This is a genomic window from Agromyces zhanjiangensis, assembly GCF_040496055.1.
Taxonomy (GTDB): domain Bacteria; phylum Actinomycetota; class Actinomycetes; order Actinomycetales; family Microbacteriaceae; genus Agromyces; species Agromyces zhanjiangensis.
Genome location: NZ_JBEPKB010000005.1, coordinates 12,277 through 27,580 on the forward strand (window position 1 = coordinate 12,277; position 15,304 = coordinate 27,580).

Here is a 15,304-nt window from a genome sequence, read left to right on the forward strand (position 1 = left end):
GCTGACGCGTGACCGAGGTCGCGCAGGGCATCGGCACGACAGGATTCGGCCGTGACGGGGGAGTGCGCGTGACGACGGTGACGGGCGAGGCAGGCGCTGCGGTGGCCACGACGGTGGCGATCGTCGACGACCACGAGGCGGTCCGGCTCGGGCTCCGCGCCGCCTGCCGCGACGCCGGCTACGAGGTCGTCGCGGACACGGCCGACGTCCCGACGCTCCTCGCCGCGTTCGAGGACCCGGTGATCGACCCGCCGAAGGTCGTGCTGCTCGACCTCTCGCTCGGCGACGGGTCGAACGTCACCGACAACGTCCGCGCCGTGCTCGCGACCGGCAGCCAGGTCCTCGTCCACAGCATCGCCGACCGGGTCGCCGCCGTGCGCGAGGCCCTCGCGGCCGGCGCCGCCGGGGTGATCCCGAAGTCGTCGCCCACCGCGTCGGTGATCGCGGCGATCGCGACCGTCGCGCGTGGCGACGCGCTGAACAACGTCGAGTGGGCCAGTGCCATCGAGGCCGACCGCGACTTCGCCAAGGCGCAGCTCGGCCGCCGCGAGCGCGACGTCCTGCACCTGTACGCGTCGGGCCTGCCGTTGAAGCTCGTCGCCCAGCAGCTCGGCATCGCGCACTCGACCGCGCGCGAGTACCTCGACCGCATCCGCGCGAAGTACGTCGAGGTGGGCCGGCCGGCCCCGACGAAGGTCGACCTGCTGCGTCGCGCGGTCGAGGACGGCATCCTCCCGGGGCTCGATGCCGAGGCCGGGGATGCCCGCCGCTGACTGGCGGGCGAGCCGGCTCGTCCCGCGCCGTGCGGCGGTGAGCCGCGCGCAGGTCGAGACCGTCGCGGGGCGGGCACTCGGAGCGTTCGGGCTCGTGTTCGGCGCGCAGACGGTGCCGACGGCCATCGACGAGGCCCGCTTCATGGCGGACGGCTCGGGCGTGGCGATGATGGCCGTCGTGTACGGGGCGATCGCGGCGCTGGCTGCGGCGACGTTCACCCGCGTGGCGGTGCGGGCGGCGGCGCTCGCGTTCGCGACCATCTACGTCATCGCGCTCCTGGCCTGGCCGTTCCTGGTGGTCGACACGGCGGCCATGACGGGCCGGACGCCCTGGCTGTACTACCTGTGCACGGTCGCCACGACTGCGGCGGTGATCGCACTGCCGGTCGCGCCGGCCGCCGCGTACACCACCGCGGTCCCCGCGATCTACGGCGTCGTCCGGCTGAGCCCCTCGGGCGGCGGCGCAGGCGCGCTCCTCGCGGTCCTCGACACGCTCTACGCGGTGATCCTCGGGATCGTGGTGCTCGTGATCATCACCATGCTCCGGCAGGCCGCGATCGCGGTGGATGCCGCGCAGGAGGCCGCGCTCGAGCGCTACGACGCGGTGGCGCGACGGCACGCGACCGAGATCGAGCGCGTGAAGGTCGACGCCCTGGTGCACGACAGCGTCCTCACGACCCTGCTCTCGGCCGCGGCATCCCGCACGCCCGCCGAGCGAGCGCTCGCGGCGCGCATGGCCGCCGATGCGGTCCGCAGGCTCGACGAGGCCGCCGTCGAGGTCCCGGGCGTCGACGATCGCGTCGCCCTCACCGTGCTCACGCGCCGGCTCCGCGCCGGCGTCGACGGGTTCTCCGCGCCGTTCATCGTCCGCGTCGACGGCGCCGACGGCGTGGAGCTGCCGGTCGAGGCGATCGACGCGCTCTCGTCGGCCGCGATGCAGGCGATGGTGAACAGCGTGCAGCACGCCGACGGTCCGATCGGCCGGGTGCGCCGCGAGCTCGAGGTCCGCGGCGTCGGGGCGGGCGGATGCGTCATCCGCGTCATCGACAACGGGTCGGGCTTCGACCCGAGGGCGGTGCCGCCGAGCCGACTCGGGCTCCGGGTCTCGATCGAGGAGCGGATGGCGAACGAGGGCGGGTCGGCGACGATCGAGTCCACCGCCGGCGAGGGGACGACGGTGACGCTCGCATGGCCCGCGGGCGTGGAGGGGAGCGGCGCATGATCTCCGTGCCCCGCTGGCTGCTCCTGGCCCTCGCCGCGATGTTCTCCGGCTATCACGTCGTCCTGGGCGTCTCGTCGCTGTCGACGGATGTCGCGGCCTCCCCGTGGCCGATCATCGTGGCACTGGTGCTCTACGCGATCGCGACCGTGCTCAGCCTCTGGCCCGCACGGCGGGCGCGCATGCCGGACTGGCTCGCCGCGCTCGACCTCGCGGTCGGCATCGTGCTCCCGGTGCTCGTCACGAGCCAGCTCGACCCGACGGCGGACAACGGGTACGCGACCTGGTACGTCGCGGCCGTCGGGACGCTGATGACCATCGCGGCAGCCCGTCGCCAGCTCGTCGTCGCCTGGGCGGGGGTCATCGTGCTGGCGGTGCAGACCGTGGTGTGGGCGGGGCCGCTCGCGCTCGGGCAGCTCGGCGTGATCGGCAGCCTGGTCTGGGTCGGCATCGCCCACATGCTCTCCGCCGCGCTCGCCGGAGCGGCCCGGGCGACCCGGCGCTACGCGCAGGCCGAGCGCGAGGCCGCAGCGTGGCAGGCCGCGCAGGACGCGCACCTGTTCGAGGGGCGCATGCGGCTCGCGCAGACCCAGCGACTCGCCTCGCCGATGCTCCGCCGCATCGCGGACGGCGACCATTCGCTGAGCGATGCGGAGCGCGCGGAGTGCCGCACGCTGGAGGCCGCGATCCGCGATGAGATCCGAGGGCGGATGCTGCTCACCGACGCCGTGCGGGCGGCCGTGCGCAGTGCGCGCGACCGCGGCGCCACGGTGACGCTCCTGGACGAGGGCGGGATCGACGAGCTCGACGAGGCGGAGCGCGACCGGATCCTGTCGCAGCTGGCCGAGGTGGTCGAGTCGACGCGGGCGGACCGGATCATCGCGCGCACCGCCGCGGAGGGGTCGCCGGTCGCGGTGACCATCGTCGGACTGAGCGGCGGCAACGGCGAGACGGCCGAGTCGGAGGATGCCGAGGTCGAGCTCTGGCTGGAGATCCCGCGCGCGGGCTGAGCACCGCGGAAGGCGCGCCGCGATGCCGACGGCGCCTCGCGGCCCTCGCGAGCCCGCCCGGACATGGAAGCGGGGGGTCGGCCCCTACCGACCCCCCAGCAAGCCCGAGTCACGGCGACAACCCGAATATCGCCCTGACTCGCCCCCAGAGCGCCACCGGTTACCCAGCCGGTGACGGATACGACTCCGATGGAGTGCGTACCCCCAATCGTACGGATCCGTCGCGTCGTGCGAAGTCAGCATTTCGGGGGACATGGGGGACACGTCGGGCGGGAACCGTGGGTGCACGCCGCATCCGCTCGCCGAACCGGGGGACGCCGAGACGCCGGACGCGCGGGCTGCGCGGTCAGCGCGCCGACGCCGCCCAGCGACCGGGGCCGACCTCGACCCGCGGCCGCAGTGCGTTGCGCGGGTGCGACCAGTCGTTGCGGGGGGTCACCTCGTGCTCGCCCTGCGACTCTCGAACGGTCGCGACGAGCACCGCGGTCACGGCCGCGGCCTCGTCGGCCCGCACGTCGCGGGTCACGAACCGGAGGTCGAGCGCCTCGGCGTCGCCCTCCTGGGGTGCGCTGGTCATCATTCCTCCTAGAGCGGGATGTTGCCGTGCTTCTTCGGCGGCAGGCTCGCCCGCTTGGTGCGGAGCGCGCGGAGCGCCTTCGTGACCGACACGCGCGTCGCCGCGGGCTCGATGACCCCGTCGAGCTCGCCGCGCTCGGCGGCGAGGAACGGCGAGGCCACGTTGTAGGTGTACTCGTTCGCGAGCTTCGTGCGGACCGCCGCGACGTCCTCGCCGGCCTCCTCTGCCCGCTTGATCTCGCCGCGGTACAGGATGTTCACGGCGCCCTGGCCGCCCATGACGGCGATCTCGGCGGTCGGCCACGCGAGGTTGATGTCGGCCCCGAGCTGCTTGGAGCCCATGACGATGTAGGCGCCGCCGTAGGCCTTGCGCGTGATCACGGTGACGAGCGGGACCGTCGCCTCGGCGTACGCGTACAGCAGCTTCGCGCCGCGGCGGATGACGCCCGTCCACTCCTGGTCGGTGCCGGGCAGGTAGCCGGGCACGTCGACGAGGGTGAGGATCGGGATCGAGAACGCGTCGCAGAACCGGACGAACCGCGACGCCTTCTCGCCGGCGGCGATGTTCAGCGTGCCGGCCATCTGGCTGGGCTGGTTGGCGATGATGCCCACCGAGCGGCCCTCGACCCGGGCGAAGCCGACGACGATGTTCGGTGCGAACAGCGGCTGCACCTCGAGGAAGTCGCCGTGGTCGACGATCCCCTCGATGATCGAGTGCATGTCGTAGGGCTGGTTCGGCGAGTCGGGGATGATCGTGTTGAGGCGGCGGTCCTCGTCGGTGATCTCGAGCTCCGACTCGCTCTCGTAGACGGGCGCCTCGGACATGTTGTTGTCGGGCAGGAACGAGACGAGCGTGCGGGCGTAGTCGAGCGCGTCCGACTCGTCGCTGGCGAGGTAGTGGGCCACGCCCGAGACCGTGTTGTGGGTGAGCGCGCCGCCGAGCTCCTCCATGCCGACGTCCTCGCCGGTGACGGTCTTGATGACGTCGGGGCCCGTGACGAACATCTGGCTCGTCTTGTCGACCATGATCACGAAGTCGGTGAGCGCGGGCGAGTACACCGCACCACCCGCGGCCGGGCCGCAGACGATCGAGATCTGCGGGATGACGCCGGAGGCGGCGGTGTTGCGGCGGAAGATCTCGCCGTACTTGCCGAGCGCGACCACGCCCTCCTGGATGCGGGCGCCGCCGGAGTCGAGGATGCCGATGATGGGCACGCCGGTCTTCAGCGCGTGCTCCATGACCTTGATGATCTTCTCGCCGGCGACCTCGCCGAGCGAGCCGCCGAAGATCGTGAAGTCCTGCGAGTAGACCGCGACGGGACGACCGTGGATGGTGCCGAGGCCGGTCACGACGGCATCGCCGTAGGGCCGCTTCGCCTCCATGCCGAAGGCGTGCGTGCGGTGCCGGACGAACTCGTCGAGCTCGACGAACGAGCCCGGGTCGAGGAGCTCGGCGATGCGCTCGCGCGCGGTCATCTTGCCCTTGGCGTGCTGCTTCTCGATGGCCGCCTCGCCCGAGGCGGTCACGGCCTCGTGGTAGCGGTGCTTGAGGTCGGCGAGCTTGCCCGCGGTCGTGGAGAGGTCGGGGCCGTCGTTCGTCGATTCGGTCACGTCGTTCACTCTACCGGCGCCCATCCGGGCCGGTTCGTTGACGGATTCCCACAAAAAGGCGGCGGTGCGTGGTGGTGATCGCCACCGCCGAGCAGTCCGGGGACACTACCCTGAACCTCGACGGAAGGGGAGGTCGCATGGACTGGGAGCGATCGCGACGCGCGGTGCCGAGGTTCGAGTGGCTCGACTCGACCGGGTCGACGAACGACGTCCTGCGCGAGGCCGTCACCGGTGCGGATGCCGCGGGGTGGCACCACGGGGCCACCGTCGTGACCGACGACCAGACGAGCGGTCGCGGGCGACTCGGGCGGACCTGGCTCGCGCCGACCGGGAAGACGCTCGCGATCTCGGTCCTCATCCGCCCGGCCGAGCTCGGCGGCGCGCAACTCCCGCCCGACGCGCTGGGCTGGCTCCCGCTCCTCGCGGGCGCGGCGATGACCGAGGCGGTCCGAGGGGCGCTCGCGGCGGCATCCGTCGACCGCGGCGGCGAGGAGGACGGCACCGGCGGCGTCGAGGCTTGGCTGAAGTGGCCGAACGACGTGCTGGTGTCGGGGTTCAAGGTGTGCGGCATCCTCTCGGAGCTCGTCGCCGAGGACACCGTCGTGATCGGCGCGGGCCTCAACCACACGCTCGACGAGCACGACCTGCCGACGCTCACTTCGACCTCGCTCCAGTTGGCGACGGGCGTCCGACCCGATGCCGATGCCGTCCTCGCCGATTACCTCGAGCGCCTGCTCGCGTCGACCGCCGACTTCGCGGCGTCCGGCGGCGATCCGATCGCGAGCGGCATCGCCGAGCGCGTGGCCTCGCTGTGCGGCACGCTCGGCCAGGACGTGCGCGTCGAACTGCCGGGCGGCGGCGAGCTCGTCGGCGTCGCCGAGCGCATCGACGCCGACGGACGCCTCGTGGTCCGCGACGACGAGAACGGCGAGGAGCAGGCTGTCGCCGCGGGAGACGTCACGCACCTGAGGTATTAATGGGCCTATGGGGGAGACGGCCGAGGTACCGGTGCCCGACGGCGCCGAGCACGTCGTGGCGCGACTGCGTCGCCACGGCCGGATGCTCGTGCTGCCTGCGGCCCTGCTCATCGCCGTCGCGGGGGTCACGGCGTACGCGGTGCCGTGGCTGGAGGACGGCTGGCCGCGCCTCGCGGCGATCGTCGCGGGCTCACTCGTGATCGTGCTCGGCAGCCTGCTTCCGTACCTCGGCTGGCTGAGCTCGCGCACGACGATCACGACGCGCCGCGTCATCGTGCGCCGCGGACTGTTCGTCCGCGTGCGGCGCGAGCTCTGGCACCGTTCGGGGTACGACGTGCAGGTCGTGCGGTCGTGGCTGCAGCGGATGTCGGGCTCGGGCGACGTCCGGCTGGAGACCGGGCACGAGGTCGCCGTCGTGATCCGCGACGTGCCGAAGCCGCTGGAGGTGCAGGCCGCCCTGCACGAGCTGATGGCCGACGCGCATGCGCTCGGCGGGCCCGCGGTCGGTCCCGCCGCGCGGCCGGCGGCCTTCGCGACCGCCGATGCGCTGCCGTGGGGCGGTCGCTGAGCGGTGCGCCGAGCGGGTCGGGGGACCGCCCGTGGACGCCGCCCCGAGGCGGAGCGCGTACTCTAGTCCGCGGCCCGCGCACGGTGACGGGTCGTTCGGGACGAAGGGCGAGACCACTTGGGCGAGGAATGCATCCACGGATTCGACGAGGGCCTCTGCGCGATCTGCTCGCCCCCGCCTGAGCCCGCGGCCGCGCCGAAGCCCGCACGTGCGACCCGGACGTCTGCGGGGCGGAGCACGCTGCGGGATGGCCCCGCCGCCCGGAGCGCGAAGCCCGCGGCATCCGCCCGGTCGTCCCGCGCGTCCGGCGCCTCGGCCGCGCCCGTCGACGTCGGCAAGACGAGGATCTACCACGTCACGCACATCGAGAACCTCGGCCGCATCCTCGGCGCCGGCGCCATCCTCGCCGATGCCGGCGACCCGCCCGCGACGCCCGCGGTCGACGTCGCCGCACCCGCCGCACGCGCCTACCGTCGGAGCGCGACGGTACCCGGCGCCGACGCGACGGTCGCCGAGTACGTGCCGTTCCTGCTGAGCACCGACGCACACCTGTGGGACGCGATCCGCACCGGCACGCAGGACCCGCGGCTCGCGCCGGAGGCCGTCGAGCGCGCCGCGGCCGATCACGTCATCCTGGTGTCGTCCGTCGCGGCGGCCGCCGGCGCCCGGCGCGACATCGACGGCGAGGTCGTCGTGAGCGCGACGGATGCCGCGGTCGGCGGCGCTGAGCTCGCAGCCGACTGGTCGGCGGTCTCGCGCGCCATCGTCCGCCTCACGCTCGCCGATGACGGCGAGGGGCTGCGGACCGGCGAACTGCTCGTCCGGGGCGACGTGCCGCTCGAGCGCATCGCGCTCATCGCGGTCTCCAACGATCGCGTGCGCGATCGCGTGCGCGCCGCGCTGCAGGCGGTCGGCGCGAAGACTCGCGTGGCGGTCTACCCGCCCTGGTTCCTCGGCTCCGGCGACTGAGCCGCATCGGAGGCGTCGCCCGGAGGCGGTGACGCTGCGACGGACCGCTCGGTCTCGAGCGGTCCGTGCTCGAGCGGCGGCTGCTCGAACAGCGCGCGCTGCGCCTCCTCGACCCGCGCGAGGTTCGACAGTCCGTCGCTCCGGTGGTGGCCGAAGACCCAGTACCGGTAGAGCAGGAACCGGAACGCCGTGCCGAGTCCGAGGCCGATGACGTTCGAGGAGATGTTGTCGGCGAGCAGGCTCGTGAAACCGAGCAGGTAGTGGCTGATCCACAGGCAGAGCAGCGAGATCGCCATGCCGCCGAGCGACACGACGAGGTACTCGGCGAACTCGCGCAGCACGTGCCGTCGTCGGTGCCGGCGGAAGGTCCAGTAGCGGTTGCCGAGCCAGTTGAAGACGATCGCGACGCTCGTCGAGATCGTCTTCGCCCCGATCGCCGTCTGCGCCCACGTGTCGGTGCCGAACACCCCGACCCGCAGCGCGTTGAAGAGCGCGACGTCGATCACGAAGCCGATGAGCCCCACGACGCCGAACTTGACGAGGTAGGCGAGGAACCCGTGCCACGCCCGCGACGCGAACGTGCGGACGGTCTCGGACACCCCCCGATCCTAGACGAGCGCTCGCCTAGACTGGGATGTCGCGGCGATCGGCGCCGCGGGAACGGATGGTGCGTCACGTGCGAGTCGGAGTGATCGGCGCAGGGCAGCTCGCCCGCATGATGATCCCCGCGGCGATCGAGCTCGGCGTCGAGCTCAGGGTGCTCGCGGAGGCCGACGGGATGGCGGCCGGTCTCGCGGCCGACCGCGTCGCCGACTACACCGACATCGACGCGGTGCTCCCGTTCGCCCGTGAGGTCGACGTCGTGACGTTCGACCACGAGCACGTCCCGCAGGACGTGCTGCGCGCGCTCGTCGACGCGGGGATCCGCGTGCACCCCGGTCCCGACGCCCTGCGCTTCGCGCAGGACAAGCTCCTCATGCGCGAGCGCCTCTCCGAGCTCGGCCTCCCGGTCCCCGAGTGGGCGCGCGTCTCGGGCCCCGAGGAACTCGACGCCTTCATCGCCGAGCACGGCGGCTCGGCCGTCGTGAAGACCCCCCGCGGTGGCTACGACGGCAAGGGCGTGCGCGTGGTGCGCGCCGCGGCCGAGGTCGCCGAGTGGTTCGCCGCCGCCGTGGAGGACGGCCGTGACGGGGCGCTGCTCGCCGAGGAGCTCGTCGACTTCCGCCGCGAGCTCGCCCAGCTCGTCGCGCGCCGCCCGTCTGGCGAGGTCGTCGCCTGGCCGCTCGTGGAGACCGTCCAGGTGGGGGGCGTCTGCAGCGAGGTCATCGCCCCCGCACCGCACTCGGCGGGTCGTCTCGCCGACGTCGCCGCCGACGTCGCCGTCGCGATCGCCGAGGGCCTCGACGTCACCGGCGTGCTCGCCGTCGAGATGTTCGAGACGACCGATGACCGTGTGCTCGTGAACGAACTGGCGATGCGCCCCCACAACTCCGGGCACTGGAGCATGGACGGTGCGACCACCAGCCAGTTCGAGCAGCACCTGCGGGCCGTGCTCGACCTGCCGCTCGGCGGCACCGGCTGCCACGCGGAGTGGGCGGTCATGGTGAACCTGCTCGGAGGTCCCGCCGACGGCACCCTCGCCGACCGGTACGCCGAAGCGCTCGCGTCGCACCCGACCGTGAAGATCCACAACTACGGCAAGGCCCCCCGACCCGGCCGGAAGGTCGGCCACGTGACCGCGATCGGCGACGACCTCGACGACGCGGTCTACGAGGCGCGCGCGGCGGCCGCCGCGTTGCAGGACTGAGACCCGGCGGCGTGCGCCCCGGCGGAGCGCCGCTGCGGGGAACTCGCAGCAGACGGCCCTAATATCGATCGAGTGATCGCAGGCAACCCCACCACCCCCCTCGTCGGCGTCGTCATGGGCTCGGATTCGGACTGGTCCGTGATGAAGGACGCGTCGGAGCTCCTCGACGAGTTCGGGGTGCCGCACGAGGTCGAGGTGGTCTCGGCGCACCGGACGCCGGAGAAGATGATCGCGTACGGCAAGGAGGCTGCCGGACGCGGCATCCGCGTCATCATCGCCGGTGCCGGCGGCGCCGCGCACCTTCCGGGCATGCTCGCATCGGTGACGACCCTCCCGGTGGTCGGCGTTCCCGTGCCGTTGTCGCGACTCGACGGGCTCGACTCCCTGCTCTCGATCGTGCAGATGCCCGCCGGCGTGCCGGTCGCGACCGTGTCGATCGGCGGGGCGAAGAACGCCGGCCTCGTCGCGGTCAAGATCCTCGCCACCGCCGACGATGCACTGCGCGACGCGCTCGCCGGGTACGCCGCCTCGCTCGCGGCGCTCGTCGAGGAGAAGAACGAACGGCTGAAGTCGAGCCGATGAGCCTCGCCGAGAGCCCGATCCGCTACCCGGACACCGGTTCGCGCCCGGTCATGACGCGGCGCGGATGGTGGCTCGTCGGCCTCAACATCCTGATCCCCGGGTCGGCGCAGTCCCTCGCCGGCAACCACCGGCTCGGGCGGCTCGGCCTCGGCGCGACGCTCGTGCTGTGGACCCTCGTCGTCGCCGCGTTCGTCACCTGGCTCGTCGCGCCCGCCGTCGTCTACACGCTCGCCTCGAACAGCATCGTCCTCTGGATCGTCGCGATCGCCGCCGTCTTCTACGCGGTGCTCTGGGTCCTGCTCACGCTCGACACGCTCCGGCTCGTCCGCCTCGTGAAGACCGTCCCCGCCGCGCGCGGTGGGATCGCGGCGCTCGCCATCGTCGCGATGGTGCTGTTCTCGGGGGGTGCCGCCTACGGGGCCTACGTGGCCACGAGCGCGAGCGGCTTCCTGTCGTCCGTCTTCGTCGCCGGTCCGAGCGAGCCGCCCATCGACGGTCGCTACAACATCCTGCTGCTCGGCGGCGACGCCGGGCCCGATCGCGAGGGACTGCGCCCCGACAGCATCCGCGTCGTGAGCGTGGACGCGGAGACCGGGCAGGCGGTGACGATCGGCCTTCCGCGCGACCTGACGAACGTGCCGTTCGACGAGTCCTCGCCGATGCGCGCGACGTATCCCGACGGCTACGGGGCGAACGGCGTCTGCGACGTCGACCTGTGCCAGCTCAACTCGATCTACACCGAGGTCGAGCTGAAGAGCCCCGAACGGTATCCCGATGCCGTGTCGCAGGGGAGCGAGCCGGGCATCGAGGCGATGCGGGATGCGGCCGAGGGCATCACGGGCCTCACCATCCAGTACTACGTGCTCATCGACATGGCCGGGTTCCAGCAGCTCATCGACGCGCTCGGCGGGGTCACCGTCGACGTGCCGCACGACGTGCCGATCCACGCGGACGAGACGTTCACGACCGTCGCCGAGTGGATCCCGGCAGGGGAGCAGCACCTCGACGGCTACCACGCGCTGTGGTACGCCCGGTCCCGGCACGGGACGAGCGACTACGACCGGATGGCCAGGCAGCTGCAGATCCAGGAGGCCGTGCTCGCGCAGTTCAACGCGGCGAACGTGCTCTCCAAGTTCCAGGATGTCGCCGCGGCCGGCTCCCAGGTCGTGAAGACGGATGTCCCGCAGTCGATGCTCGGGTACTTCGTCGACCTGGCGGCCAAGACCCGGGAGCTGCCGATCATCGACGTGCCGCTGGTCCCGGACAACGGCGTGGACCCGCTCGCCCCCGACTACGAGGCGATCCGGCAGATGATCCAGGAGGCGCTGGTGCCGCCGACGACGGAGCCCGCGGAGGGGTGACGAGCCACGCCTCCCGGAGCCCCGGCACCCGCCCGCGTCGCGGGGCTCAGAGCTCGGCGTGGAGGTACCAGATCCGCTCCGCGGCGTCGCGCCAGTCGTAGGCCCGGGAACGGTCGTGGCCCGAGACCGCGAGGCGGTACGCGGCGTCGCGGTCCTCGACGACGCTCGTGATGGCCGCGGCGAGGCGGTCGGCGTAGCCGTCGCCGTCGCCGACCGGCACGCTGAGGCCGGCCCCGGCGGAGATCTCGAGGTATGACGGCGTGTCCGAGTGGATGACCGGTGCGCCCAGCGAGAACGCCTCGATGAGTTCGGTGCCCGAGTCGTCGTCGTGCGCGGGGGCGAGGTAGGCGGCGGCGCCGGCGATCACCACCGCGAGGTCCTCGGCCGGGAGGTCGTCGAATCGATGGATGCGTCGCACGTCGATGCCGAGCTCGTCGGCGGTCTGCGCGAGGTGCTGGTCGCCCCAGCCCTCGGGGCCGAGGACGACGATCGGGACGTCGGGCACGTCGCGGCGCCCGAGCGCGGTCAGGACGTCGACGAGGCCCTTCCGCGGCTCGAGCGTGCCCGAGACGGCGACGTACGCGTCGGGGAGTCCGAGCCGCGCGGCGCGCGTCTCCGCGTCGGCACCGACGACCAGGCCCGCACGGGGCGCCGTGCCGACCACGCGGACGCGGTCCCCGAAGTCGGCGACCATGGAGAGCCGATCGGCGAGGGCGTGCGTCGGGACGACGACGGCGTCCGCGTGCTTCCGAGCGCGCTTCAGCATGCCCTTCTGCCACGCGACGGATGCCGAGCTCAGCGCCTCGGGGTGGGTCCACGCGAGGACGTCGTGGACGGTGACGACCGTCTGGTCGCCCGCATCGGCGTCGTGCTTGCGCAGGGGGGCGAACAGGCTCGTCCCGTGGATCATCCCCCCGCCCGGCGAGGTCGTGAGGCCGAACTGCCAGGCAGCGGCGAGCTCACGGCGCGCGAGCGAGGACTTGTACAGGCCGGAGAGCCCGGCCAGTTCGGACTCGACCGTGGCGTAGTCGCCGGGGAGGGACGACGAGACGATGCCCTCGACCTCGCATCCCGCCGGGGCGGAGGCGATCAGCGCGCGGCCGAGGTCGCGCGTGTACCGCCCGATCGCGCCGGGCACCGGAGCGACGATCTGGTCGACGATCAACCGGAGGGTGGTGGTCACGCCGAGCTTCTCCTTCCGTCTCGCGTCCGCTCGCCCAGACTAGTCGGGGCGAGCGTCCCGGCGTCGTGCATCGCTCACAGGCGTCGCCGCGGTCCGCCTCACGCGACGAGCGCGCCCGAGCGGACGGCCTCGGCGAGCGCCTCGCGCCACGGGCGCATCTCGGGGATCCCGGCAGCAGCCCACGCGTCGTGACCGAGGACCGAGTACGACGGGCGCGGCGCGGGACGGACGAACGTCGAGCTGTCGGTCGGCGTGATCCGCTCGGGGTCCAGGCCGCACTCCTCGAGCACCGCCCTGGCGAACTCGTACCAGGTCGCCTGGCCGGAGTTCGTGCCGTGGTACGTGCCGGCGGGAGCATCTGCATCGAGCAGCGCCATGATCTGGGCGGCGAGATCCGCCGTCCACGTCGGCTGGCCGAGCTGGTCGTCGACGACCGACCAGGTGTCCTTCGACTTCGCAAGGTTCAGCATGGTCTGGGCGAAGTTCGCGCCGTGCTTCCCGTACAGCCACGCCGTGCGCACGATGTAGGTGCCGTCGGGATGCGCGGCGAGCGCGAGCTCCTCGCCGGCGGCCTTGGTGCGGCCGTAGGCGTTGATCGGATCGCGGGGGAGGTTCTCCGCGTACGGCTCGGTCGCGTTCCCGTCGAACACGTAGTCGGTGGAGATCGTCACAAGGCGGGCCCCGACCGTCGCGCAGGCGGCTGCCAGGTTCGCCGTGCCGGTGGCGTTCACCGCGTACGCCAGGTCTTCGTGGGATTCGGCGTCGTCGACCTTCGTGTAGGCGGCGCAGTTGACGACCACGTCATGACCCGCCACCGCCGCGGCGACGGCGGCGGCATCCGTGACGTCGAGGTCGGCGCGGCCGAGCGCGGTCACATGGCGACCTGCGAGCGCCGACTGCAGGTCGCGGCCCAGCATGCCGTTCGCGCCGGTGACGAGCACACGCACGGCTACTGTCCCTGCGCCTTGTACTTCGCCTCGGTCTCGTCCTTCTGCGGCGCCCACCAGGCCTCGTTGTCGCGGTACCACGCGACGGTGTCGGCCAGGCCCGACTCGAAGTCGGAGAACTGCGGCTCCCAGCCGAGCTCGGTGCGCAGTCGCGTCGAGTCGATCGCGTAGCGGAGGTCGTGGCCGGGGCGGTCGACGACGTGGTCGTACGCGTCGGCGGGCTGCCCGAGGGTCGTCAGGATGAGCTCGACGACGTCCTTGTTGTTGCGCTCGCCGTCGGCGCCGATGAGGTAGGTCTCGCCGATGACGCCCTTCTCGAGGATCGTGAGGACCGCCGAGGAGTGGTCGTTGGCGTGGATCCAGTCGCGCACGTTCTCGCCCTTGCCGTAGAGCTTCGGGCGCTCGCCGCGGAGCACGTTGGTGATCTGCCGCGGGATGAACTTCTCGACGTGCTGGTAGGGCCCGTAGTTGTTCGAGCAGTTCGAGATCGTCGCCTTCACGCCGAAGGACCGGACCCACGCCCGGACGAGCAGGTCGCTGCCGGCCTTGGTGGAGGAGTAGGGGCTCGACGGGTTGTACGGAGTCTGCTCGGTGAACTTCGCCGGGTCGTCGAGCTCGAGGTCGCCGTAGACCTCGTCGGTCGAGATGTGGTGGAAGCGGATGTCGTGCTTCCGGGCCGCCTCGAGCAGCGTGTACGTGCCGATGATGTTCGTGTCGAGGAACGGCCGCGGGTTCGCCAGCGAGTTGTCGTTGTGGCTCTCCGCGGCGTAGTGGACGACCGCGTCGTGCTCTGCGAAGAGCCCGTCGACGAGTTCGGCGTCGCAGATGTCGCCCTTCACGAACCGGAAGCGGTCCTCGGGGAGTCCGTCGAGCGAGGCGAGGTTGCCGGCGTACGTGAGCTTGTCGAGCACGGTCACCGAGTGGTCGGTGTTCGCGAGCACGTAGTGGACGAAGTTCGAGCCGATGAAGCCGGCACCGCCGGTCACGAGGAGTCTTGACACGCGCTTCATCCTATTCGCGTCTCCCTGATCGCCGCTCCCGGGCGCCGTCGTCCGCGTCAGGCGGCCGGCCCGCGCCGGGCCGACCGGCCTTGGTACACTCGGCCGGTGCAGATCCGCGAACTGAAGATCCCCGACAGCTACGAGGTCACTCCCACGCAGTTCGGCGACGATCGCGGCGTCTTCCTCGAGTGGTATCGCTTCGACCGGCTCGCCGAAGCCGTTGGCCACCGCCTCACGCTCGCCCAGGCGAACACCTCCGTCTCCCGTCGTGGCGTGGTCCGCGGGATCCACTTCGCGGACATCCCACCGAGCCAGGCCAAGTACGTGACCGCCCTGCGAGGCGCCGTGCTCGACTTCGTGGTCGACATCCGCGTCGGCTCGCCCACCTTCGGCCAGTGGGACTCCGTGCTGCTGGACGACTCGGATCGTCGCGCCGTGTACATCGCCGAGGGACTCGGCCACTGCTTCGTGGCCCTGACGGACGACGCGACGGTCAGCTACCTCGTGAGCGCACCGTACGATGCGCCGCGCGAGCACGGGATCGACCCGCTCGACCCCGAGATCGGGCTGGCCTTCCCGGAGGCCGCCGGGGAGCTGCTGCTCTCGCCCAAGGACACCGAGGCGCCGTCCCTCGCGGACGCCGCCGCCTCCGGCATCCTGCCGACCTGGGAGGCCGCACGGGCCTTCTACGACTCCCTGAAGTCCGAGGAGGACTGACCG

At 72.3% G+C, this 15,304-nt stretch carries 16 protein-coding genes; 10 read left to right on the forward strand and 6 right to left on the reverse strand.

Annotation, left to right across the window (positions count from 1 at the left end):
- Positions 1-68 precede the first annotated feature (68 nt).
- From ABME02_RS10915 to ABME02_RS10925, 3 genes are read left to right on the forward strand one after another with little or no spacing between them, the layout of a single operon-like run.
- Positions 69-773, forward strand: a complete 705-nt coding sequence (locus ABME02_RS10915; RefSeq protein WP_436408265.1) for a response regulator — start codon at positions 69-71, stop codon at positions 771-773.
- Positions 760-1,995: a sensor histidine kinase gene (locus ABME02_RS10920; RefSeq protein WP_353815351.1), complete on the forward strand. Its 1,236-nt coding sequence runs from the start codon at positions 760-762 to the stop codon at positions 1,993-1,995. Before ABME02_RS10915 ends, ABME02_RS10920 begins: the two co-directional genes overlap by 14 nt.
- Positions 1,992-3,002: a DUF8320 family protein gene (locus ABME02_RS10925; RefSeq protein WP_353815352.1), complete on the forward strand. Its 1,011-nt coding sequence runs from the start codon at positions 1,992-1,994 to the stop codon at positions 3,000-3,002. Before ABME02_RS10920 ends, ABME02_RS10925 begins: the two co-directional genes overlap by 4 nt.
- Positions 3,003-3,348: 346 nt before the next feature.
- Here the strand turns inward: ABME02_RS10925 and ABME02_RS10930 are convergent, their stop codons facing one another.
- Positions 3,349-3,579: an acyl-CoA carboxylase epsilon subunit gene (locus tag ABME02_RS10930; RefSeq protein ID WP_353815353.1), complete on the reverse strand. Its 231-nt coding sequence runs from the start codon at positions 3,577-3,579 to the stop codon at positions 3,349-3,351.
- An 8-nt stretch (positions 3,580-3,587) separates the two neighbouring features.
- Positions 3,588-5,213 (reverse strand): acyl-CoA carboxylase subunit beta, encoded by a 1,626-nt coding sequence (locus tag ABME02_RS10935; protein ID WP_353815354.1) that lies wholly within the window; start codon positions 5,211-5,213, stop codon positions 3,588-3,590.
- A 113-nt stretch (positions 5,214-5,326) separates the two neighbouring features.
- Here ABME02_RS10935 and ABME02_RS10940 point away from each other — a divergent pair, with 113 nt between their 5' ends.
- The 3 genes from ABME02_RS10940 (at position 5,327) to ABME02_RS10950 (ending at position 7,703) form a co-directional block, all read left to right on the forward strand.
- Positions 5,327-6,166 carry a biotin--[acetyl-CoA-carboxylase] ligase gene (locus ABME02_RS10940; RefSeq protein ID WP_353815355.1) on the forward strand — a complete coding sequence of 280 codons (840 nt, stop codon included), beginning with the start codon at positions 5,327-5,329 and terminating at the stop codon, positions 6,164-6,166.
- A 7-nt stretch (positions 6,167-6,173) separates the two neighbouring features.
- Entirely contained in the window at positions 6,174-6,734 is a 561-nt protein-coding gene (locus ABME02_RS10945) for a PH domain-containing protein (protein ID WP_353815356.1), read from the forward strand.
- A gap of 117 nt (positions 6,735-6,851) precedes the next feature.
- A complete protein-coding gene (locus ABME02_RS10950; protein WP_353815357.1) occupies positions 6,852-7,703 on the forward strand; it encodes a DarT ssDNA thymidine ADP-ribosyltransferase family protein in 852 nt (283 codons plus the stop codon).
- Here the strand turns inward: ABME02_RS10950 and ABME02_RS10955 are convergent.
- Entirely contained in the window at positions 7,670-8,302 is a 633-nt protein-coding gene (locus ABME02_RS10955; RefSeq protein ID WP_353815358.1) for a GtrA family protein, read from the reverse strand. The genes ABME02_RS10950 and ABME02_RS10955 overlap by 34 nt on opposite strands.
- Before the next feature lie 65 nt (positions 8,303-8,367).
- On the opposite strand from ABME02_RS10955, the gene ABME02_RS10960 reads away from it, so the two are divergent.
- From ABME02_RS10960 to ABME02_RS10970, 3 genes are all read left to right on the forward strand, one after another.
- Entirely contained in the window at positions 8,368-9,510 is a 1,143-nt protein-coding gene (locus ABME02_RS10960) for a 5-(carboxyamino)imidazole ribonucleotide synthase (RefSeq protein WP_353815599.1), read from the forward strand.
- Positions 9,511-9,624: 114 nt separating this feature from the next.
- Positions 9,625-10,092 carry a 5-(carboxyamino)imidazole ribonucleotide mutase gene (gene purE / locus ABME02_RS10965; protein WP_353815600.1) on the forward strand — a complete coding sequence of 156 codons (468 nt, stop codon included), beginning with the start codon at positions 9,625-9,627 and terminating at the stop codon, positions 10,090-10,092.
- Positions 10,089-11,453 (forward strand): LCP family protein, encoded by a 1,365-nt coding sequence (locus tag ABME02_RS10970; RefSeq protein WP_353815359.1) that lies wholly within the window; start codon positions 10,089-10,091, stop codon positions 11,451-11,453. Before purE ends, ABME02_RS10970 begins: the two co-directional genes overlap by 4 nt.
- Before the next feature lie 46 nt (positions 11,454-11,499).
- Here the strand turns inward: ABME02_RS10970 and ABME02_RS10975 are convergent, their stop codons facing one another.
- From ABME02_RS10975 to rfbB, 3 genes are all read right to left on the reverse strand, one after another.
- Positions 11,500-12,636 (reverse strand): glycosyltransferase, encoded by a 1,137-nt coding sequence (locus ABME02_RS10975; RefSeq protein WP_353815360.1) that lies wholly within the window; start codon positions 12,634-12,636, stop codon positions 11,500-11,502.
- Between the two features lie 98 nt (positions 12,637-12,734).
- The gene (rfbD, locus tag ABME02_RS10980) at positions 12,735-13,583 is read right to left on the reverse strand and encodes a dTDP-4-dehydrorhamnose reductase (protein WP_353815361.1); all 849 of its coding nucleotides are present in this window, start codon (positions 13,581-13,583) and stop codon (positions 12,735-12,737) included.
- Positions 13,584-13,585: 2 nt separating this feature from the next.
- Positions 13,586-14,584 (reverse strand): dTDP-glucose 4,6-dehydratase, encoded by a 999-nt coding sequence (rfbB, locus tag ABME02_RS10985; RefSeq protein ID WP_353815362.1) that lies wholly within the window; start codon positions 14,582-14,584, stop codon positions 13,586-13,588.
- Between the two features lie 105 nt (positions 14,585-14,689).
- Between rfbB and ABME02_RS10990 the strand changes: the two genes are divergently transcribed.
- A complete protein-coding gene (locus ABME02_RS10990; protein WP_353815363.1) occupies positions 14,690-15,301 on the forward strand; it encodes a dTDP-4-dehydrorhamnose 3,5-epimerase family protein in 612 nt (203 codons plus the stop codon).
- Positions 15,302-15,304: the final 3 nt, after the last annotated feature.